At 71.3% G+C, this 20,226-nt stretch carries 20 protein-coding genes; 12 read left to right on the plus strand and 8 right to left on the minus strand.

From position 1 onward, the window contains the following. Window positions 1-11 precede the first annotated feature (11 nt). On the minus strand, window positions 12-824 hold the full coding sequence (locus ACZ7M2_RS02425; protein WP_471593803.1) for a peptidoglycan recognition protein family protein: 813 nt from the start codon (window positions 822-824) through the stop codon (window positions 12-14). 187 nt (window positions 825-1,011) lie between these two features. On the opposite strand from ACZ7M2_RS02425, the gene ACZ7M2_RS02430 reads away from it, so the two are divergent. Beyond that, window positions 1,012-2,196 (plus strand): MarP family serine protease, encoded by a 1,185-nt coding sequence (locus ACZ7M2_RS02430; RefSeq protein ID WP_471593804.1) that lies wholly within the window; start codon window positions 1,012-1,014, stop codon window positions 2,194-2,196. A 1-nt stretch (window position 2,197) separates the two neighbouring features. Here ACZ7M2_RS02430 and ACZ7M2_RS02435 read toward each other — a convergent pair whose 3' ends face one another. Further along, a complete protein-coding gene (locus ACZ7M2_RS02435) occupies window positions 2,198-2,686 on the minus strand; it encodes a GNAT family N-acetyltransferase (RefSeq protein ID WP_352052170.1) in 489 nt (162 codons plus the stop codon). Between the two features lie 71 nt (window positions 2,687-2,757). Between ACZ7M2_RS02435 and ACZ7M2_RS02440 the strand changes: the two genes are divergently transcribed. Beyond that, window positions 2,758-3,684 (plus strand): TIGR01777 family oxidoreductase, encoded by a 927-nt coding sequence (locus ACZ7M2_RS02440; protein WP_471593805.1) that lies wholly within the window; start codon window positions 2,758-2,760, stop codon window positions 3,682-3,684. Window positions 3,685-3,976: 292 nt separating this feature from the next. After that, window positions 3,977-5,326 carry an NAD(P)/FAD-dependent oxidoreductase gene (locus ACZ7M2_RS02445; protein WP_471593806.1) on the plus strand — a complete coding sequence of 450 codons (1,350 nt, stop codon included), beginning with the start codon at window positions 3,977-3,979 and terminating at the stop codon, window positions 5,324-5,326. 1 nt (window position 5,327) lies between these two features. Here ACZ7M2_RS02445 and ACZ7M2_RS02450 read toward each other — a convergent pair whose 3' ends face one another. Next, on the minus strand, window positions 5,328-6,767 hold the full coding sequence (locus tag ACZ7M2_RS02450) for a regulator (protein WP_352052173.1): 1,440 nt from the start codon (window positions 6,765-6,767) through the stop codon (window positions 5,328-5,330). A gap of 302 nt (window positions 6,768-7,069) precedes the next feature. On the opposite strand from ACZ7M2_RS02450, the gene lipB reads away from it, so the two are divergent. The 4 genes from lipB (at window position 7,070) to ACZ7M2_RS02470 (ending at window position 10,342) form a co-directional block, all read left to right on the plus strand. Continuing rightward, entirely contained in the window at window positions 7,070-7,867 is a 798-nt protein-coding gene (lipB, locus tag ACZ7M2_RS02455; RefSeq protein WP_471593807.1) for a lipoyl(octanoyl) transferase LipB, read from the plus strand. A gap of 205 nt (window positions 7,868-8,072) precedes the next feature. Next, entirely contained in the window at window positions 8,073-9,038 is a 966-nt protein-coding gene (lipA, locus tag ACZ7M2_RS02460; protein WP_352052175.1) for a lipoyl synthase, read from the plus strand. 315 nt (window positions 9,039-9,353) lie between these two features. Beyond that, window positions 9,354-9,551 carry an SCO2195 family GlnR-regulated protein gene (locus tag ACZ7M2_RS02465; RefSeq protein WP_054229278.1) on the plus strand — a complete coding sequence of 66 codons (198 nt, stop codon included), beginning with the start codon at window positions 9,354-9,356 and terminating at the stop codon, window positions 9,549-9,551. A gap of 89 nt (window positions 9,552-9,640) precedes the next feature. Beyond that, window positions 9,641-10,342, plus strand: a complete 702-nt coding sequence (locus ACZ7M2_RS02470; protein ID WP_095855076.1) for a DUF4191 domain-containing protein — start codon at window positions 9,641-9,643, stop codon at window positions 10,340-10,342. A gap of 122 nt (window positions 10,343-10,464) precedes the next feature. Here ACZ7M2_RS02470 and ACZ7M2_RS02475 read toward each other — a convergent pair whose 3' ends face one another. Further along, window positions 10,465-10,935, minus strand: a complete 471-nt coding sequence (locus ACZ7M2_RS02475; protein ID WP_352052176.1) for an RDD family protein — start codon at window positions 10,933-10,935, stop codon at window positions 10,465-10,467. A 199-nt stretch (window positions 10,936-11,134) separates the two neighbouring features. On the opposite strand from ACZ7M2_RS02475, the gene glnA reads away from it, so the two are divergent. Then, window positions 11,135-12,544: a type I glutamate--ammonia ligase gene (gene glnA, locus ACZ7M2_RS02480; RefSeq protein ID WP_054229275.1), complete on the plus strand. Its 1,410-nt coding sequence runs from the start codon at window positions 11,135-11,137 to the stop codon at window positions 12,542-12,544. Between the two features lie 82 nt (window positions 12,545-12,626). Here glnA and ACZ7M2_RS02485 read toward each other — a convergent pair whose 3' ends face one another. After that, window positions 12,627-12,947 (minus strand): hypothetical protein, encoded by a 321-nt coding sequence (locus tag ACZ7M2_RS02485; RefSeq protein WP_471593808.1) that lies wholly within the window; start codon window positions 12,945-12,947, stop codon window positions 12,627-12,629. A 360-nt stretch (window positions 12,948-13,307) separates the two neighbouring features. On the opposite strand from ACZ7M2_RS02485, the gene htpX reads away from it, so the two are divergent. The 3 genes from htpX to ACZ7M2_RS02500 all read left to right on the plus strand — a co-directional run bounded on the left by htpX (window position 13,308) and on the right by ACZ7M2_RS02500 (window position 16,592). Beyond that, window positions 13,308-14,231: a zinc metalloprotease HtpX gene (htpX, locus tag ACZ7M2_RS02490; protein WP_352052178.1), complete on the plus strand. Its 924-nt coding sequence runs from the start codon at window positions 13,308-13,310 to the stop codon at window positions 14,229-14,231. An 82-nt stretch (window positions 14,232-14,313) separates the two neighbouring features. Further along, a complete protein-coding gene (pspAB, locus tag ACZ7M2_RS02495; RefSeq protein WP_471594500.1) occupies window positions 14,314-14,898 on the plus strand; it encodes a PspA-associated protein PspAB in 585 nt (194 codons plus the stop codon). Window positions 14,899-14,957: 59 nt separating this feature from the next. Next, window positions 14,958-16,592, plus strand: coding sequence for a phosphotransferase (locus ACZ7M2_RS02500; RefSeq protein WP_471593809.1), 1,635 nt, complete (start codon window positions 14,958-14,960; stop codon window positions 16,590-16,592). A gap of 64 nt (window positions 16,593-16,656) precedes the next feature. Here ACZ7M2_RS02500 and ACZ7M2_RS02505 read toward each other — a convergent pair whose 3' ends face one another. Next, a complete protein-coding gene (locus ACZ7M2_RS02505; protein ID WP_471593810.1) occupies window positions 16,657-17,103 on the minus strand; it encodes an FxLYD domain-containing protein in 447 nt (148 codons plus the stop codon). A gap of 170 nt (window positions 17,104-17,273) precedes the next feature. Here ACZ7M2_RS02505 and ACZ7M2_RS02510 point away from each other — a divergent pair, with 170 nt between their 5' ends. Next, a complete protein-coding gene (locus ACZ7M2_RS02510) occupies window positions 17,274-18,506 on the plus strand; it encodes a winged helix DNA-binding domain-containing protein (protein ID WP_471593811.1) in 1,233 nt (410 codons plus the stop codon). Between the two features lie 568 nt (window positions 18,507-19,074). Here ACZ7M2_RS02510 and ACZ7M2_RS02515 read toward each other — a convergent pair. Both ACZ7M2_RS02515 and ACZ7M2_RS02520 read right to left on the minus strand, forming a co-directional pair. Continuing rightward, the gene (locus ACZ7M2_RS02515; protein WP_054230803.1) at window positions 19,075-19,383 is read right to left on the minus strand and encodes a hypothetical protein; all 309 of its coding nucleotides are present in this window, start codon (window positions 19,381-19,383) and stop codon (window positions 19,075-19,077) included. A gap of 258 nt (window positions 19,384-19,641) precedes the next feature. Next, the gene (locus ACZ7M2_RS02520; protein ID WP_471593812.1) at window positions 19,642-20,133 is read right to left on the minus strand and encodes a hypothetical protein; all 492 of its coding nucleotides are present in this window, start codon (window positions 20,131-20,133) and stop codon (window positions 19,642-19,644) included. Window positions 20,134-20,226 lie beyond the last annotated feature (93 nt).

Here is a 20,226-nt window from a genome sequence, read left to right on the forward strand (position 1 = left end):
TTCCTCGCCGGTCAGCGGCCCTGGAGGTGGGCGGCTCGGGAGCGGATTCGGGGGAGTTGGGACGTCAGCGCGGCGCCGGGGCAGTTGGTCATGAAGCCCGCGTCGTGGCCGGCCAGCGTGGGCAGCACCGCACTCGTACCGGCGGTGTAACGGCTGAGGTCGTTGCTGGAGACGAGCCGCACCTTGGCACGGGGATCCACGTCGGACAGCCCCAGCTTCCACGCCGCCAACGCGGCGATCGCCTCGGTCATCGCCCGCGGCACCGGCGTCCCCGCCCCGAACGTACCGATGGCCGCGATCCCCGCGGTGCCATGGTTGAACCCCTGCGTATGCGCGCCGGTGACGGCCCGGTCGACCCCACCCGCCCGCCCCTCGTAGATCGTGCCGCAGCGGTCGACGAGGAAGTTGTACCCGATGTCGTCCCACCGCCGGACACCCGTCTGACCGGCGTACAGGGAGCGGATGACGCGGGGCGCATCGGCGCACTTGTACGCGTTCGGCGAGTCGGTGTGGTGCACGAAGACCGCGACGACGTGATCGTCGTAGCGGGCCGGCGGCTGCGTGTGCGTGCTCCCGGCGTCCAGCCACCGCGACCGCGGCATGATGACCGGCCGCGCCGCGCGATGCGGACCCGCGGGCAGCGGCGCGGCCACCGGCCGCTCGCGCTCGACGACCCTCCGGTCGACCCCCACCGCACACACCACCAGCGCGAGCACGGCGAGCAGACCGGGCACGCACCCGAGCACGACGACGGCGGCACGCCGCGTCCACACCCTCCGTGCGAGCCGCGTCCATGCCCCTCGCGCCGTTCGGAAGACACGCATGGGGCCACCCTGGCCCGGTTCCGATCCCCCCGCGATGTGTGCTGTGCCACCTGGTGGAACCATCGTCCTGGTCCGGGACGTTTCTACAGGTCCACGCACACGTGGCCGTTTCCCGGCTCCACGCGCGCGTGCCTGATCACTGGGCCTGCCCCACGCGTACTAAGGGGCCCAAGAGAAAGGCGGCTCCGTGGACCTGCTCGACATCCTGCTGTTGCTGGTGATCCTTGCCTACGCGGCGTCCGGCTACCGGCGCGGTCTGGTCGCCGGCTGTGTCTCGCTGGCCGGGTTCGTGGGCGGCGCCGTCATCGGCGTATGGGTGCTGCCGTGGATGATGGACCTGGTGACGGCGGGGACGTCGGCGGCGACGGTGACGGCCGTGCTGACGGTGCTGGTGCCCGCCGTGGTGGGCCACGAGCTGGCGGGCCGGCTGGCGCTGAAGCTGCGCCGCGAGCTGGACCAGGGGCCGCTGCGGGTGGCCGACGGGGTCGGCGGGGCGGCGGCGAACACGGTGGCGGTGCTGCTGGTGGCCTGGGTAGCCGCGAGCGTCCTGGGAGCCTCCTCGTCCACCCTCATCACCCAGTCGATCCGCAACTCCGCGCTGCTGGGCGCCGTACAGACGGCGATGCCGGACACCACGCCCACCTGGTTCTCGCGGGCCACCTCGGCGCTGACGGAGGCGGGCTTCCCGCAGGTCTTCAACCCGTTCGAGAACGAGCCGACGGCGGGTGTCGCGAAGCCCTCCGGCGACAGCGTCACCGCGGCGGCGACGAGCGCCGCCAAGCGCAGCACGGTGAAGATCGAGGGCGCCGCGGGCAACCAGGGCCGGGAGGGCAGCGGGTTCGCGTACGCGGCGCAGCACGTGATGACCAACGCCCATGTGGTGGCGGGCATCGACAACCCGACCGTACGCGTCGGCGGTGTGGGCCGGGTGTACTCGGCGCGGGTGGTGTTCTTCGACCCGCGCAAGGACGTCGCGGTCCTGTACGTACCGGACCTCAAGGTCCCGCTCCTGCGTTTCGACGACAGCGCCAAGCGCGGCGACTCGGCGGTCGTCGCGGGCTATCCGCAGGACGGCGGTCTGGATCTCCAGGCGGCCACGGTCGCGAGCCGGATCAACGCGCGGGGCCAGAACATCTACAGCTCGAGCATGGTCACCCGGGAGATCTACTCGATCCGATCCACCGTCCGCCCCGGCAACTCCGGCGGCCCGCTGCTCACCACCGGCGGCAGGGTGTACGGCGTCGTGTTCGCCCGCTCGACCTCGGACAACGAGACGGGTTACGTCCTGACGGCCGACGAGGTCGCGGGCGACGCCCAGCGCGCCGCGGCCGCGACGACACCGGTGGACACGGGCGACCTGATCACCTCGTAGCTCAGAGAAAGCGGCCCATGAACACGTCGTCGACGTAATCGCCGTCGAGCAGGAACTCCTCGGGCAGGACACCCTCCACCTCGAAGCCCTCGGACTCGTACAGCTTCCGTGCCGGGGCGTTGTGCCCGAGGACGCGCAGCGTGATCCGCCGGGCGCCCTGCCGTCGGGCCCCGTCCAGCACGGCCCGCAGCAGCCCTCGTCCGACGCCCGCGCGGCGCGCCTCCTCGGCGACGACAAGTCCCTGGATCTGCCGGACGTGGGAGTTGCAGGCGAGGGGCGTGGGATAGCCCAGCCGGATGTAGCCGACGAGCACGCCGTCGAGCTCGGCGACGTGATGGTCCCGGGGGCCGAACCGCTCGTTGTAGAAGGGTTCGTACGGCGGCTGAGGGCGCGGCATGACGGCGTGCAGGGTCGACCAGGTGACACGGTCGAGACGGCCGAGCGCGTCCTCGTCGTCGAGGGTGGCGATGCGTATGTGCGGTACCGGCATGAAGGTCACCTTACGGCGGCCGCGCGCGGTCCCGTCCCGTACTTTCCCGGCGCGCGCGGCAGGATGGGCGCATGAACGACTCACCGCTCGCTCCGGATTCCCGCAGGTCCCGTATCGCGATCGCCGGCGCGTCCGGTCTGATCGGCTCGGCGCTGACGCGCTCCCTGATCGCGGACGGACACGAGGTGGTCCGCCTCGTACGGCGTGCGCCCCGCGGGCAGGACGAGGTGCGGTGGGATCCGGACGGGCGGCGGATGGACGCCGCGGGCCTCGCCGGGTGCACGGCGGTCGTCAATCTCGCGGGTGCGGGGGTCGCTTCGCGGCGGTGGACGGAGGCGTACAAGCGGAAGATCCTGGACAGCCGGGTGCGGGGGACGGCGACGCTGGCGGCGGCGGTGGCCTCTCTCGACGAGCGGCCGGGGGTGTTCGTCAACGGGAGTGCGATCGGGTTCTACGGCGAGACGGGCGACCGGGTGGTGGACGAGTCGGCGCCGCCCGGGGAGGGATTCCTTCCCTCCGTGTGCGTGGCGTGGGAAGGGGCGGCGGAGCCGGCGCGGGAGGCGGGTGTCCGTACCGTCTTCGCCCGTACGGGGCTGGTGGTGGCCCGTGAGGGTGGGGCGTGGGGGAAGCTGTTCCCGCTCTTCAAGGCGGGGCTCGGTGGGCGGATGGGGGACGGCCGCCAGTACTGGAGTTACATCTCGCTGCAGGACGAGGTGGCCGCGATCCGGCATCTCATCGACACGTCGTCGCTGTCCGGGCCGGTGAACCTCACCGCGCCGACACCCCTGACCAACCGGGAGATCACCGAGGTGATGGGGCGCGTCCTGCACCGGCCCACCGTCTTCCCCACCCCGGCTCCCCTCCTGCGCCTCGCCCTCGGCGACATGTCCGGCGACATCCTGGGCAGCCAACGCGTCCACCCCACCCGCCTGCTGTCCTCCGGCTTCACCTTCACCTTCCCGTCGATCGAGGGCGCATTGCGAGCGGCCCTGCGCTGACGAACGTTCCTCGTTCTCAAACGCCGGACGGGCTGAGAACGAGGGCGGGCGGAGGCTTTCGGGGGCGCGGGGATGCGGGGCGGAGCCCCGCCTCAGGGGCGCGGGGAACTGCGCGCCCCGCCCCCGCTCACCCGCGGACAAGGATTCCGTGCACCCCCATGCGACCGTGCACGCCCGACGCGCGACTGTCCACGGCTCCGGACGCACCTACCCTCGACCCGAACTCGGGTATCCCCAGGGCACGTTGGGGGCATGACGTTCCCACCGGCCGCGCAACCTCGAGGAGGGGTACGTGCTAGAGCCCGTATGCAAGGCGGATGTGGACGTCGTCATCGTCGGGGCCGGAGCCGCGGGACTCGCGGCCGCCCAGCACCTGACCAGGGCGGGCCTCACGACGAAGGTTCTGGAGGCCGGCCCCACCGTGGGCGGCCGCATGACGACGGAGAAGGTGGACGGCTTCCGGCTCGACCGCATCGGCCGGCTCCTGTCCACCTCGTACCCCGAACTGCACCGCACCCCGGGCCTGAACACCCTGGCCCTGCGCCCGTTCTCCCCGGGCGTGCTGCTGCACAGCGACGGCCGCCACCATCGCGTCGCCGCCCCCACCCCCCGGAGCGCAAGGGGCGCACTCACCGCCGCACGCGCCCTCGCAAGCGCCCCCCGGCTCCCCCGGAGCCAGTCCTCCCGCCCCGGCCCCCTCGGCGGCCACCTCGACCAGACCCGCCTGGCCACCGCGCTCGCCCGCCTCGCCGCCACACCACCCGAAGGCCTCCTCACCCGCCCCGACCTCCCCGCCGCACAGGCGCTGACCACCCGTGGTCTGCCGCCCCGTACGGTCAACGGCTTCCTGCGCCCCCTGCTCGCCGCACTCCTGTGCGACCCGGACCTCACCACCTCCAGCCGCGCCGCCGACCTGGCCCTGCATTCGTTCGCGTCGGGCCGGCTCTGCCTGCCGGAGGGCGGCGCGGACACCCTGCCGGAACTCCTGGCGGCCTCCCTGCCCCCGGGCACCGTCCACACCGGCGTCGAGGTCACCGCGGTCTCCACGACCACCGTGACGACGAAGGACCACGGCGAACTCGGCTGCCGGGCCATCCTGCTGGCGACCGGAGCCCGCGCCGCGGCCCGGCTGCTGCCCGGTCTGCGCGTCCCGGCCTTCCATCCGGTGACGGTCCTGCACCACACCACGGACGAGCCCCCGTTGACCGACCCTGCCCTGCTGCTGGACGCCGACCGGAGCGGGCCGGTGGCGCAGACAGCGGTCATCAGCCAGGTCGACCCGTCCCGCGCCCCCGACGGACGAGCGCTCGTCTCCTCGACGGTGCTGGGCACTCCCCCGGCCGCCGCCCATCTGGACACCGCGGTCCGCGCCCAACTGGCCCGCCTCTACGGCACGTCGACGACCCGCTGGGAACTCCTCGCGGTCCACCACACCCGTGACGCGGTCCCCGCGATGCCCCCGCCGCACGACCTGCGCCGCCCTGTACGCCTCCTGGCGGGCCTGTACGTCTGCGGGGACCACCGGGACACCGGCACGGTCCAGGGCGCCCTGCATTCGGGCCGCCGGGCCGCCCACGCCCTCCTGATGGACCTGGGCGCCCGTCCGGCCGCGACGGAGGAGCGTCTGGAAACGGCGGCCTGAGTCAGCCCAGGGCCGCCACCCGATCCCGGTAGCCCCGAACGGGTGCCGCGTCCCGGTACGGTTCGAGCCGTCGCTCGAAGTCCCGTACGTACTCGACGGCCCGGACCGACCGCATCTCCACCGCCTGCCCCGCGGCCTCGGCGCCCAACTGGCAGGCCTGGTCGAGCTCCCCGAGCCCGAGCCGTGCCGAGGCGAGCACCACCCGGCAGAACAGCCGACTGCGCGCGAAGCCGGGCGCCCGCAACTGCAGCGAGCGCTCGGCGTGCTGCGCCGCGGCCCGGTACTGCTGCAGGTCCCGGTGGCAGTGCCCGAACTCGTCGGCGAGCTGCGCCTCGTCGAAGAACCGCGCCCAGTGCGGGGCCTCGTCCCCCGGCCGAGCGGATTCGAGGGCCCGCTCGGCACGCACCAGCGACGCCGTGCAGGCCCGCACCTCCCCGAGTACGCCGTGCCCGCGCGCCTCCACGGAGTGCAGCAGCGCCTGGACGACGGGCGGCACGGACGAGCCGACGCCCTGCTGCGCGACCCGGGCGAGCTGCACGGCCTCGCGCCCGTGGCCGAGGTAGACCGCCTGCCGGCTCATGGTGACCAGGACGTACGAGCCGTACGCCCGGTCGCCGGCCGCCTGCGACAGCCGCAGCGCCTGCACGAAGTAGCGCTGCGCGAGCCCGTGCGCGGCGATGTCGTACGAGGTCCAGCCGGCGAGGCGGGTGAGGTCGGCGGCGGCCGCGAACAGGCGCCGCCCGGTCTGCTCGCCGTACGCGCCGCGCAGCATGGGCTCGGCCTCGTGCTCCAGGTAGCGGACCAGGGCCTGGCGGGCGTGGCCGCCGCCGTAGGCGTGGTCGAGGGCGCGGAACAGTTCGCCCACCGAGCGCAGGGCGGCGATGTCCCCGCCGGTGACCTTCTGGCCGGGGCCGCGTTCGGTCTGGCTGCGCTGGCGGGGGACCGCGGGGCGCCCCTGGGCGGGGATGCGCGTGGCGGCCGGGTCGCCGCGGCTCACCCGGTCGTCGGCCCGTCCGATCAGCCAGTCGCGGCTGGGGACGACGAGTCCCGCCGGGGTGAAGGCGATCTTGCGGAGCTCGGCGTGGCTGCCGGAGTCCTTGCGCCACAGGCCGCTGACGATGTCGACGGCCTCCTCGGGGGTCGCGGCGAACTCGAGGCCCGCGTAGACCGGTGCGCAGGCGTCGAGCCCGAGGTCCTGCGCGGTGAGGCGGCGGCCGAGGCGCCGTGTGAACACCTCGGCGATGAGGGCGGGCGTGGTGCCGCGGGGCTGCTGCCCGCGCAGCCACCGCGTCACCGATGTCTTGTCATATCTCAGGTCAAGTCCGTGTTCGAGGCCGAGCTGGTCCACGCGACGGGCGAGACCTGCGTTGGAGAACCCCGCTTCTGCGATGAGCGCGGCGAGCTGGCGATTGGGAGTGCGCTGCGCGGGTCGTTCCGTCATCTGCGGTGCGGTCTCCTGCCTTCCGGGCATCACTGGGTGCCCGGATTGCCTGTGAGCAGCCCTTATGGCCTCATGGACGGCGCGAATGTAGCGGAGAGTAAGCACCCGATCGCGAACATCGACATACATTCATCCGATCGTGTGAGGATTGACCGCTGGGCTGACGCGCGCGGCCCGGACGTACAGTGGCGTGGGCGCGTTACGTACCTGACGAAAGGTTCTTTCGCCTGCCGCGCAACGGGCCCGCCGGTTGCCACACCACCGGTTCTGAAGGTTCTGAGGCTTCTAGGGAGGCGCTTGCCGTGAGTGAGTTGCGGTTCGTCCGCATGGGATTCGGTGCCGAGGCCGTGGAGTACCAAGAGGCCTGGGACGAGCAGCGCCGCGTGCATGCCGCCCGTTTCCTGGACGAGGCCCCCGACACCTGTCTGCTCCTGGAGCACCCGCCGGTCTACACGGCGGGCCGGCGTACGGCGGACAGCGAACGGCCCCTCGACGGCACGCCCGTGGTCGACGTGGACCGCGGCGGCAAGATCACCTGGCACGGGCCCGGGCAGCTCGTGGGCTACCCGATCCAGAAGCTGCCGCGTCCGGTGGACGTGGTGGCGCACCTGCGGCGGCTCGAAGAGGCCATGATCCGGGTCTGCGCCGAGTTCGGCGTCGAGACCAGCCGGGTGGAGGGCCGGGCGGGCGTCTGGGTCCTGGGCGACCCCGTCGCCTCGCGCCCCTCCCTCGGCGGGCTCTCCCTCGACTTCGACCCGCGGCTGACGGACGAGGAGTTCGACCCCCGTCTGAACGGGCCCGAGTACGCGCCCTCCAACGCCGGGCAGCGGCGCGAGGACCGGAAGATCTGCGCCATGGGGATCCGGGTCGCCAAGGGCGTCACGATGCACGGCTTCGCCCTGAACGTGAATCCGGACACCTCTTCCTTCGACAAGATCATCCCGTGCGGGATCCGGGACGCGGGGGTGACGTCCCTGGCGTACGAGCTGGGGCGCGAGGTCACCATCGCCGAGGTGTTGCCGGTCGCGGAGAAGCACCTCCGCGACGTCCTGGAGAACGCCGACCTGCGCCCGCGCGAGGTCGAACAGGCCTCGGCCTGACGGATGGCTTCACCCCGCGTCCCCCGCCCGCCCGGTTCGTTCGGGGGCGGAGCCCCCCCAGCGGGGATGGGACGGGTAGGGCGGCGGGGGCGAGGAAACCCCCGGGAATGCACCCCCGGTCCGCAAGGTTGCCCACCCCGGGGGCCGAGAACCGTACGGGCGTACCCTGGTGTACGCCGAAGAATCGAAGCTACAGGGAGCCGATGTGTCCGCAGTCGCACCCGACGGACGCAAAATGCTGCGCCTGGAGGTCCGGAACGCCCAGACCCCCATCGAGCGCAAGCCCGAGTGGATCAAGACCCGGGCGAAAATGGGCCCCGAGTACACGAAGATGCAGAACCTCGTGAAGAGCGAGGGCCTGCACACGGTCTGCCAGGAGGCGGGCTGCCCCAACATCTACGAGTGCTGGGAAGACCGCGAGGCCACGTTCCTGATCGGCGGCGACCAGTGCACCCGGCGCTGCGACTTCTGCCAGATCGACACGGGCAAGCCGGAGGCACTCGACCGCGACGAGCCCCGTCGCGTGGGCGAGTCCGTGGTCACGATGGACCTGAACTACGCCACCATCACCGGCGTCGCCCGCGACGACCTGGAGGACGGCGGGGCCTGGCTGTACGCCGAGACGGTCCGCCAGATCCACCGGCAGACGGCGGAGCGCGAGGCCGGCCGCACCAAGGTCGAGCTCCTCGCCCCCGACTTCAACGCCGAGCCCGCTCAGCTCGCCGAGGTCTTCTCGTCCCGCCCCGAGGTCTTCGCGCACAACGTCGAGACGGTCCCCCGGATCTTCAAGCGCATCCGCCCGGGCTTCCGCTACGAGCGCTCGCTGAAGGTCATCACCGAGGCGCGCGACTACGGTCTGGTCACGAAGTCGAACCTCATCCTCGGCATGGGCGAGACCCGCGAGGAGGTCAGCGAGGCTCTCACGCAGCTGCACGAGGCGGGCTGCGAGCTGGTGACCATCACGCAGTACCTGCGTCCCTCCGTGCGCCACCACCCCGTGGAGCGCTGGGTCAAGCCGCACGAGTTCGTGGAGCTGAAGGAGGAGGCCGAGCAGATCGGCTTCTCCGGTGTCATGTCGGGCCCGCTCGTGCGCTCCTCGTACCGCGCCGGTCGGCTGTACCAGATGGCCATCGAGAAGCGCGGCGCGTACATCGCCTCGCAGGCGGTCTGAACACCCGTACGGAGCAACGCGGGCGACACAATTTAAAACGCCGTACAACGCGAGCGGTGGCACTCAGTGCCACCGCTCGCATGTGAATCGGCGCACAACCAACTCCCCCCACAATGTGGCCAATTCACCGCGCTGCGGACCGTCCGCGCAGATGGGGACAGGCGTCAGGACAGCGCCATGCTGGAGGCCCGCCGCATCAAGGCTTCATTGGTGTTTGACCGGTCGGTCACGCCCTGGTAACACCAATCAGTGACCCTGGTCTTACTCCACGTACCGCCCCGTCCAGAGCCGCCATCCCGAGGGGGGACCTCCATCATGCAGGCCGCGCCCGTACGCGCCACAGCCATCCCGTCGTTCACCGATGCACTCCGTGCCGTCGAGTCGCTGCTCATGAGCAGCGGCCAGCGCACCGCCCGCCGCAACGCCTGGACCTCCGTCCTGGAGGACCGCCGCCGCGCCAAGGACCGGGTCGAGGCGCAGCGCGTGCTGGAGTCCGTGGCGACGCGTTCCTAGCCGTCGCCGGACTCCCCGTGCGGGCGCTGCCGCCGCCTGCCCGGACACTGCCGTCGTCGGCGCTTGTCGGGCCACGTAGACTTCGTGGCATGGCGAGGAAGGAAACTGCAGCGGACGCTGCTAACCCCGGGCGACTCAAGCAGATCGCCCTGACCTACAAGATGACTCGCAAGGCCGACTCCAAGATCGGTCTTGTACTCGCGGCAGTCGGAATCGTCACCTTCGGTGTCTTCCTCGCGATCGGCCTCTTGATCGACCACCCGTACTACCTGGGCATTCTCGGCCTTCTGCTCGCCTTCCTCGCGACGGCGATCGTCTTCGGGCGCAGGGCCGAGCGAGCCGCGTTCGGACAGATGGAGGGCCAGCCCGGCGCAGCAGCGGCCGTACTGGACAACATCGGCCGTGGCTGGACCACGACTCCGGCGGTGGCGATGAACCGCAGCCAGGACGTGGTGCACCGCGCGGTCGGCAAGGCCGGCATCGTGCTGGTGGCCGAGGGCAACCCGAACCGGGTGAAGAGCCTGCTGGCGGCCGAGAAGAAGAAGATGGCGCGAATCGTCGCCGATGTGCCCGTGCACGACGTGCTCGTGGGCTCCGGCGAGGGTCAGGTGGGGCTCAAGAAGCTCCGCACGACGATGCTGAAGTTCCCCCGCGTCCTGACCGGCCCGCAGGTGACGGCCACCAACGACCGGCTGCGCGCGATGGGCGACCTGATGAGCAACATGCCCCTTCCGAAGGGTCCGATGCCCAAGGGCATGCGGATGCCGCGCGGCGGACCGAAGGCCCGCTGACACTCCTCTGAGCAGAGTTACGACGATGGGGGCGCCCGGATCACTCCGGGCGCCCCCATCGTCGTACCACTCGTCGTACGGCCTGGTGCCCGGTTGCCAGGGCATGATCCGCCGGACGGGCCCTAGGCCCGGACCTCGATCGTGCGGGCCAGGCGGTCGTGCAGGCCGCGGCCGTCGCGGTCCCAGATCAGGGCGGGGATGGCCACGCACAGCAGGGCGGTGCGCAGCAGGACGCGCAGCGGGTTGAGACGGCCGCCGCCCTCGGGGACGATCCGCAGGCCCAGGAGGCGCTTGCCCGGGGTGAAGCCGACCGTGCCGACGGTCAGGACGCCCAGGACGAAGAAGACGAGCAGGGCCCAGTTGCCCGTCGACCCCGGCTTGTAGCCGTGGGTGAGCAGTCCGTATGCGATCAACAGGCACAGGGCCCAGTCGATGGCGAGGGCGCCCAGCCTGCGGCCGGGGCGGGCGATGGAGCCGGGGCCCTGTTCCGGCAGACCCAGCTGTTCACCCCGGTATCCGAGGTCGGCACCTGCGTCCTCCAGGGCCGCACGGGGTCCGGAGAGCCACGATCCGATTGCTTGCCTGTTGTCCACCCGTCCACGGTACTGCGCCCGTTTTGGCATGCGGACACGAGGGGCCTGGCGACCCTGGGTCGGTTAACTTGGGCGAAACAAATGGGTCACGCTGGAGAAATCCCCCATCCCTATGGTCGGCACCAGCGTGTGCCACCGCACTGGCCGCACGAACGAACTACCACCCCGGTCCACTGTGGGCGGGAGTAGGAGGAGCTGGATGTTCCAGAACGCCGACGAGGCCAAGAAGTTCATCGCGGACGAGGACGTCAAGTTCGTCGACGTCCGCTTCTGCGACCTGCCGGGCGTGATGCAGCACTTCACGATCCCGGCCGAGGCCTTCGACCCGGCCGAGGAGCTCGCGTTCGACGGTTCCTCGATCCGCGGTTTCCAGGCCATCCACGAGTCCGACATGGCGCTCCGCGCCGACCTGTCCACCGCGCGCGTCGACCCGTTCCGCCGCGACAAGACGGTCAACATCAACTTCTTCATCCACGACCCGATCACGGGCGAGCAGTACTCCCGTGACCCGCGCAACGTGGCGAAGAAGGCCGAGGCCTACCTCGCGTCCACCGGCATCGCCGACACCGCGTTCTTCGGCCCCGAGGCCGAGTTCTACGTGTTCGACAGCGTGCGCTTCGACACCAAGTCGAACGAGGCCTTCTACCACATCGACTCCGAGGCCGGCGCCTGGAACACCGGCGCCCTCGAGGACAACCGTGGTTACAAGGTCCGTTACAAGGGCGGCTACTTCCCGACCCCGCCGGTCGACCACTTCGCCGACCTGCGTGCCGAGATCTCCCTGGAGCTGGCCAAGTCCGGCCTCCAGGTCGAGCGCCAGCACCACGAGGTGGGCACCGCCGGCCAGGCCGAGATCAACTACAAGTTCAACACGCTGCTCGCCGCGGCCGACGACCTCCAGCTCTTCAAGTACATCGTGAAGAATGTCGCCTGGCGCAACGGCAAGACCGCGACCTTCATGCCGAAGCCGATCTTCGGTGACAACGGCTCGGGCATGCACGTCCACCAGTCGCTGTGGGCCAACGGCGACCCGCTGTTCTACGACGAGGCCGGTTACGCGGGCCTCTCGGACACCGCCCGCTACTACATCGGCGGCATCCTCAAGCACGCCCCGTCGCTCCTCGCCTTCACGAACCCGACGGTGAACTCGTACCACCGTCTGGTCCCCGGCTTCGAGGCCCCGGTCAACCTGGTGTACTCGCAGCGCAACCGCTCCGCGGCCATGCGTATCCCGATCACGGGTTCGAACCCGAAGGCCAAGCGCGTCGAGTTCCGTGCGCCCGACTCCTCCGGCAACCCGTACCTGGCCTTCTCGGCGCTGCTGCTCGCGGGCCTCGACGGCATCAAGAACAAGGTCGAGCCGGCCGAGCCGATCGACAAGGACCTCTACGAGCTCGCCCCCGAGGAGCACGCGGGCGTCGCCCAGGTCCCGACCTCCCTCCCGGCCGTCCTCGACCGCCTCGAGGCCGACCACGAGTTCCTGCTCGCGGGCGACGTCTTCACGTCCGACCTGATCGAGACGTGGATCGACTACAAGCGCACGAACGAGATCGCGCCGCTGCAGCTGCGTCCGCACCCGCACGAGTTCGAGCTGTACTACGACGTCTAAAGATCACGACGCCTGACAAGACGGCTGAAAAACTGAGGGCCGCCACCTGTGCGTACAGGTGGCGGCCCTCGGCCGTGGTCCGTCAGGGCACCACGACGACCACGACTCCACCACCGAAGCCGTTGCTGAAGCCGTTGTTGAAGCCGAAGCCGTTGTTGAAGCCGAAACCGTTGTTGAAGCCGAAACGGTTGAAGCCGCTGTTGAAGCCGTTGTTGAAGCCGAACCCGCAGTTGCCGAATCCACGGCCGCCCCAGTTGGAACAGCCGTAGGTGCTGGCGTGGGTCTGGGCCTGGGCCGGGGCAGCTGCCGAGGCCGTACCTGCTGCGCCGATCGCCGCGCCTCCGGCCATCAGAACGCCGATGGCGGATACCGCGAAGAAGCGCCTCGCACGTTGTGCCTTCATGGATGAATCCTCCTTGCACCCCTCGTGCGGTCTTTCGGAGGCACGAGACGGATGGCAGATGGCCGTGACCGCGGCGGAGCGGGTCCGGCGCGATGCTCGCCCGAGTACGAGGAGTACGTTCAGACCGCCGACGCGTGCAGCGGGCGTACTCCGATGGCGGCTCTTTTCATGAAGAGCTGCTCGCGAATAAAGGCTAGTCGGCGATCGACCACTCAGCATCTTGGACGGAATCCCTCAGATCCCGCCCGGAATCCCACAGGTCGCCTTTGCACCTCCTAGGGCTGTTCGGAACCGCTTCATGGGCGTCCGCAGGTGCACACTGGACAGCGGGACGAGTGCCTTACTGCGGGGGTGATGCAGATGCAGAGCCGGTTCCGGAGCGATCCGCGGTTGACCGTACGCATGACGGTCACGCTGTTCCTGCTCGGATTGCTGTACGTGGCCTTCGTCGCCGCGTTGATCGTGCTGCTGAAGTCCTGGGTGCTGGTCGTGGTCCTCGCGGCCCTGCTGCTCGGCGCGCAGTACTGGTTCTCGGACCGGATCGCGCTCTACGCGATGCACGGCCGGATCGTGGAGCGCGAGGAGTATCCGCAGCTGCACGGGGTCGTCGACCGGCTGTGTGCCGTCGCCGACATGCCGAAGCCGCTGGTCGCCGTGTCGGACATCGACATGCCGAACGCGTTCGCGACCGGGCGAAACGCCGATCACGCGGTCCTCTGCGTGACCAGCGGGCTGCTGCGGCGGCTGGAGCCCGACGAGCTGGAGGGCGTGCTCGCGCACGAGCTGTCGCACGTGGCGCACAAGGACGTCGCCGTGATCACCGTGGCCTCGTTCCTCGGGGTGATCGCCGGGCTGATCGTGCGGTTCGCCTTCTACTCCCAGCTCTTCGGCGGGCGCGGCCGCAAGGACCAGAACACCGTGGCGATCTTCATGGCGGTGATGGCGGTCTCCGCGGCCGTGTACGCGATCAGCTTCGTGCTCATCCGGGCCCTGTCCCGGTACCGCGAGCTGGCCGCCGACCGGTCCGCCGCCCTGCTCACCGGCCGGCCCTCGGCGCTGGCGTCCGCGCTGACGAAGGTCTCCGGGGACATCGCGCGGATCCCGACCAAGGACCTGCGGACGGCGCAGGCGTTCAACGCGTTCTACTTCACGCCGGCCTTCGGTGCCGAACCGGGGATCGCGAAGCTCTTCTCGACCCACCCCAGCCTGGAGCAGCGGCTCGAACAACTGGGCAGGATCTCGGCGGAGCTGGGTGAGGCGGCGACTCCGGAGAGCAGCGTCTGACTCTTCTTCCCGCCCTTTTCCGAACCCACCCCGCTCATCCTGGGCCATGGCCCTCGTCCGTTCCGGAAAGGCAGCCGACCGCATGGGGTTCCTGGACATCCTGCTCGGGCGCACCAAGGCCGTCGCGCCCGATCTCGACCAGCTCTTCGGGCTGCCGTCGGCGGCCCTGACCCTGCAGGCCGCCGCCGGGTTCACCCCGACCGGGACGGGAGCGGTGTGTTTCGCGAGCGTCGAGGGCGGGGCCTTCGCCCAGGCGCACCAGGAGGTGCAGGAACTGCTCGACGCGGATGCCGACCGCACGGGTCCGCCGGTGGAGGTCAGCCGGGACGAGTACGGATACTCGTGGCTGGTCTCACGGCGGGAACCGGACGATCTGCCCGCACTGGTCAGTGATCTGCACGCGGTCAACAGCGCGCTGGAAGGCAGCGGCTTCGGACCGCAGCTGCTCTGCTCCGTGGCCGGCTTCCAGGACACCGGGCAGCGGCGGCTCGGACTCGTCTATCTCTACAAGCGCGGCACCTTCTATCCGTTCGCGCCGCTGGCCGGCGAGGCCCAACGGCGCGACAACGCGCTGGAACTGCAGGTCAAGGCCGCGCTCGCGGACGATCTGCGGATCGAGCAGGATCTCAGCCGCTGGTTCCCGATCTGGGGCGCCCCGGGTCTGTGACCTGGCCGGGGGCCGTCGGTACGTAGAGAGGGGAAAAGCGGCCGTGGGTAAATGGGGGGATGCTCGCCCCCTTCGCACACGACCATGACGGTGAACGACTGAGCTGCGTCAGCGGCGGCGGTGACGGTGGCCCCGGCGGCGCGGCCACCGTCGTCCTGCTGCACGGCGCGGGCCTGGGCAACAAGGAGCGCCTGCTCCCGCTGCTGGAGGAGTTCGTGGCACGCGGCTGCCGAGGCCTCGCCCTCGACTTCTCCGGACACGGGGAGAGCTCGGGCGAACTCAAGCACCTGAGCCTGCGCCGACGTTTCGAGCAGGCCGTCTCCGTCATCGACGCGTCGGTCCCGGCGGAGGGTCCGCTGATCCTCGTCGGGTTCAGCATGAGCGGCCAGACGGTGGCCGATCTCGCCGGGCACTACGGGCGGCGCGTGGTGGCGCTGGGCCTGTGCGCGCCCGCCGTGTACGGCGCCGAGGCCTGGCAGGTTCCCTTCGGGGAGGGCGACGGGCGCTTCAGCGAGATCATCCGGGCGCCGGACAGCTGGCGGCAGGCCCCCGCGCTCGACGTGCTGCGCGGGTACGACGGCCGTGCGGTCCTCGCTGTACCCGGTACGGACGCCGTCATCCCGCCCGCCGTCACCGAGGCCGTGACGGACGCGCTCACCGCCCGCGCCCAGTTCACCCGGCTCGAATTCCCCGACGCCGACCACATGCTGGGCCTGTGGCTGCGCGAACATCCCGCCGACCGGGCGCGGTTCGTGGACGCCGTACTCGTGGGACTGGGCGAGCGGGGGTGGACCGCGACCCGCGGCTGGGTGGCCAAACAGCTTCCGGCCGGCAGGAGCGTACGGGAGTCCACGGCCCTGCGCGGCGGCTGGAGCTCCCAGATGCGCCGGCTCACCCTCGACGAGGGTACGGGTCTGGTGCTGCGGTCGTTCGTGAAGCCCTTCTACCGCCGTCACGCGGCCGGTCTGCTGGCCCGCGAGGCGTCCGTCCTCACCCTGCTCGCCCCGTACGAGGACGTACCCACGCCCGAGCTGCACGCCGTCGACGCCACCGCCGAACACTGCGACCACCCCTCCCTGTTGATGTCCTTGCTGCCGGGCGGGGTACGGGTCGACGAGGAGGACCTGGACCGGCGCATCGACCTGCTGGCCCGCCAACTGGCCCGTATCCACGCGGTGGTTCCGACCGACCGCCCGCGCCCGTACCAGGCATGGACCTCGCCCGAACGCGTCCGTGCGCCCCGGGGGACGCTGTGGGAGCGGGCCGTGGACGTGATCCGGCGCGACCCTCCGGCGTACGAAGGATGTTTCCTGCACCGGGACTTCCATCCCGGCAACGTGCTCTTCACCGGCGCGGGCGACACACTGCGGATCAGCGGGGTGGTCGACTGGGTGGAGACCTCGTGGGGGCCCGCCGACCTGGACGTGGCCCACTGCTCCACGGCTCTCGCGCTGCTCCACGGGGAGGCGTACGGCCTGGGGTTCCGCGCGCGGTACGAGGCACACGGCGGGCGCCGGCCGGCCGGCGCCGAGGAGCACTTGTACTGGCGGCTGCTGGACGCGCTGGCCTACTCCCCCGACGCCGAGAAGCTCGCGGTGCCGTGGCGGGAACTGGGGCGCGCGGACCTGACCCCCGAACTGCTGGGCGAACGGCTGACGGCGTATGTGACCGGGCTGTTCGAGCTGTACGGCTGAGGCGACGGCGACGGCGACGGCGACGGCGGGATGGTCGCCGTCGCGGGAAGCCCGTTCATGGGTGTCAGGTCCGTACGGCGCGGGCCACGTCGGCGGTGACGTCTCCGGAGAGGGTGCGGTGGCTGCGGGCGGCGGCGTCCTTGGCGGCGCCCGCCGGGACGTCGTTCAGGGTGACGACGACCGTGTCGAGGAGGTTGCCGCCCTTGTCGCGGAAGTCGACCTGGACCGCGTACGTCTTCGCCGCGGACGTCGGGTTGGTGGCGGTGGCCTCGACGGTGGCGCGGCCCGCGGAGTCGATGCTCACCCGGTCGCCGAGCTTCACCTCGTCCTTGGCGTTCAGGCCGTTCCTGAACTCGTCGAACTTCCGCCCGGCCTCGGCGGTCGCGGAGGCGAGCGAATCGCCGGCCTGGGACGCGAGGGAGGAGGCGGCGGAGGCCACGTCGGACGGGCCGGCGCCGTGGGAACAGCCGGCCAGGCAGGCGCCGAGGGCCAGCAGGAGCACCACAGCCACGGCCCCCGGGCCGGTCCGTCGTACACCGGGCGCTCGTATCCCACGTATCCCTTGCCGCGCGTGCCGCGCCATGTCGTCTCCCGACGTTCCGCTGCGGATTCCCGCTTCAGTCAAGGCCGTGAGCAGGGCGTACGCATGGCGGGGGCGCCGATCGGGTGAGGCGCGAGAGGATGCGGGGACGGCAGCTACGAGAAGGAGGCGGCGTGGGCGAGGAGCGGCGGCACATCGCAGGGGCGGAGCGGCGGGCCCGGCTCGCCCTGCGGCACCGGCTCGCGGGGACGGCGCGCGCGGCGAGCCCCGAGGAGGTCGCCGGGTCCCTGGTCGCACTGCACGGAACCGATCCGGCGACGGTGTACCTGGCGGTGGGCGCGCGGCTCGCGGACGCCGGGAAGACGGTGGCGGAGCTCGACCGGGCGCTGTACGAGGACCGGACGCTGGTGCGGATGCACGGCATGCGGCACACCGTGTTCGTGTTCCCCACCGAGCTGGCCGCGGTGGTGCACGCCTCTACGGGGCTCGCGATCGCCGCGAAGGCCCGGGCCGGGCTGATCAAGAACATGGTGAGCGGCAGCGACGGGCGGCTGACCGAGGAGTGGCTCGCCGAGGTGGAGACGTCCGCGCTCGCCGCGCTGGCGCGGCGCGGGCAGGCCACGGTGAACGAACTCGTCCAGGACGAACCGCGGTTGAGGGAGCAGTTCACGTACGGCACGGGGCGGAGTTACGAGAGCGCGCAGACCGTGTCGTCCCGGCTGATGCGGGTGCTCGGGGTCGAGGGGCGGGTGGTGCGGGGGCGCCCGCTGGGGTCCTGGACGTCGACCCAGTTCCGCTGGGCCGTGGCGCCGCCGCATCCCGAACTCCCGCCCGCCGAGGCCCAGCCCGAGCTGCTGCGCCGCTGGCTCGCGGTGTGCGGGCCCGCCACCGAGGCCGACCTCAAGTGGTGGACGGGGTGGAAGGTCACCGATGTGCGGCGGGCGCTGGCCGCGATCGGGGCGGTGGCCGTGTCGCTCGACGACGGAGCCACCGGATATGTGACCGCCGACGACGTCGCCCCCGTCCCCGGCCCCGCCGCGCCGTGGGCCGCGCTCCTTCCCGGGCTCGATCCCACGGCCATGGGATGGCAGGAACAGGACTGGTACCTCTCCCCCTCTCTCCGCACCGCCCTATTCGACGGCAGTGGGAATGTCGGGCCGACGGTGTGGTGGGACGGGCGGGTGGTCGGGGGGTGGGCGCAGCGGAGCGATGGGGCTCTGGTGTGGCGGGTGCTGGATCCTGGCGGGGTGGGGCGGGAGGCACTGGCGGCCATCGAGACGGAGGCCGCCCGTCTACGGGCCTGGCTGGGCCCGACCCGGATCACGCCACGCTTCCGGACCCCCCTGGAGAAGGAACTGACGACGGGGCGGTGACGGAGGAAACGGGGTGGCGCGGCCCCGGCCGCCGGAGGTGCGTTCAACCGCGGGTGGGAGGGGGCGGGTCGCGCAGTTCCCCGCGCCCCTCGGCCGGGGCTTCGCTCCGGATCCCGGTGGCCCTTCGACCGCGGACCGGTAGGGGTTGCTCGCGCAGTTCCCCGCGCCCCCAAAGCGGGGGCTTCGCCCCGCATTCCCCGCCCGCCGATTCGTTCGACTGCGGGCCCGGTGGGGGCTAGGCGCGCAGTTCCCCGCGCCCCTGAAGGCCCGGGGTCGTCCGGCGTCCCAGGACAAGCCCGGAGACCGCCCCCACCCACCCCGGGCCACAGGTTTCGGCCCGCCCGGAGCCCACACCCCGCCCACCCCGGCCCACATCTTCAGCCCGTCCAGCGACTGAGGACGAGGCCAGAGGCCGCAGCCCCACCCACCCCGGGCCGCGTCTTTCAGCCCGTCCGGCGTTTGAGGACGAGGCCGTTCAGGCTGACGGGGGTTTGGGGGCGGAGCCCCCGGGATGGGACGGGTAGGGGCGGCGGGGGCGAGAGACCTTGCCCCGGCCGCCCCGCTGCGCTCAGCGCGCGTAACGCATCAGCGCGCGCACCATGTGGCACGTGGTGTCCGACGGCGGATGAACACCGATCGCCTCCGCAGTACTGCGGATCTTCTCGTTGCGGGCCTGATTCGGAACGTACACACCGGAGTCGAGCAGGGCGATCGCGAGACGCATCGCCTTGAGCCGGCGGTTGTGCGTGACGTACCACTCGCGAGGCCGCCCCGGCGGCAACGGTCGCTTCGCCACGGGCTCGTACGGCAGGTCCATCAGGACCGCCCTCTTGGACGTGGACTGAGTGGGCAGCGGCTTCAGTGCGGCAGCGGGCACAGGCATCCTCCTGTCGCGGTCAGGGCGCCATCCGGACCCCCCGGCGACACCCTCGAACACTGCCTCTAGTTTACTGCCCGGCACTGACATCCAGGGAGTCCACAGAGCCCGGCAAACCTCCAGGTGGGCAAGGGAATTACCGCCGTGTCACAGCAGTTCTGCGAGAGGTGCGTGAGGCGGCGGCAAATTCGAACAGGCCCTCCGGCGGCACGACGTGGACCCATCCGTCACCCACCGGGAAAGACACGGCTCGCGCCGTCAGGAGTAGGTCCAGCGCCACCCGTTGCGATAGGCGCACGTGATGCCCGCACCGCCGGCATCCGTCGTCGAAGCGCCATGGTCCCTGTTCCGGCAGTACTGCCCCGCCGCATAGCAGTTGCCCGAGTTGGAGACGATCGAGCAGGTGCCGGTGTCGCTGCTCCCGCTCGTGTCCGCCCCAGTGTCCCGCGCGGCCTCGGTGACCGTTTTGGTCGGGCCCGGCGTCCGCACCGTCTTGGTGACGGTCGCCCGCGGCTTCGGCGTCGCGGTGACGGTGACGGTGGCGGTGGCGGTGGCGGTCACCGTGACCGTCGGACGGGGGCTGGCGGCCGCGGCCTTCGCCGCGTTCACCTCGTCCTGCGCGCTCTGGGTGCCCCCCATGGCCCCCAGGCCGAACAGGAGGATCCCGGCCGCCCACACGCGCTTGCGCTTGCGCCAAGGCCGCGTGTCCGGCGGTCGCGGAACAGGCGGCCTTGCGTACGGGTCAGTCATCTCGTCCCCCCTGGTTGCGCTTTCGGGTGGGATGACGGTAGTTCCCGGCCATGGCATATGACAGAGGCATGGAGAGGGAGTGATGATCTTGTG

The sequence above is a fragment of the Streptomyces sp. NPDC111507 genome (assembly GCF_055638955.1).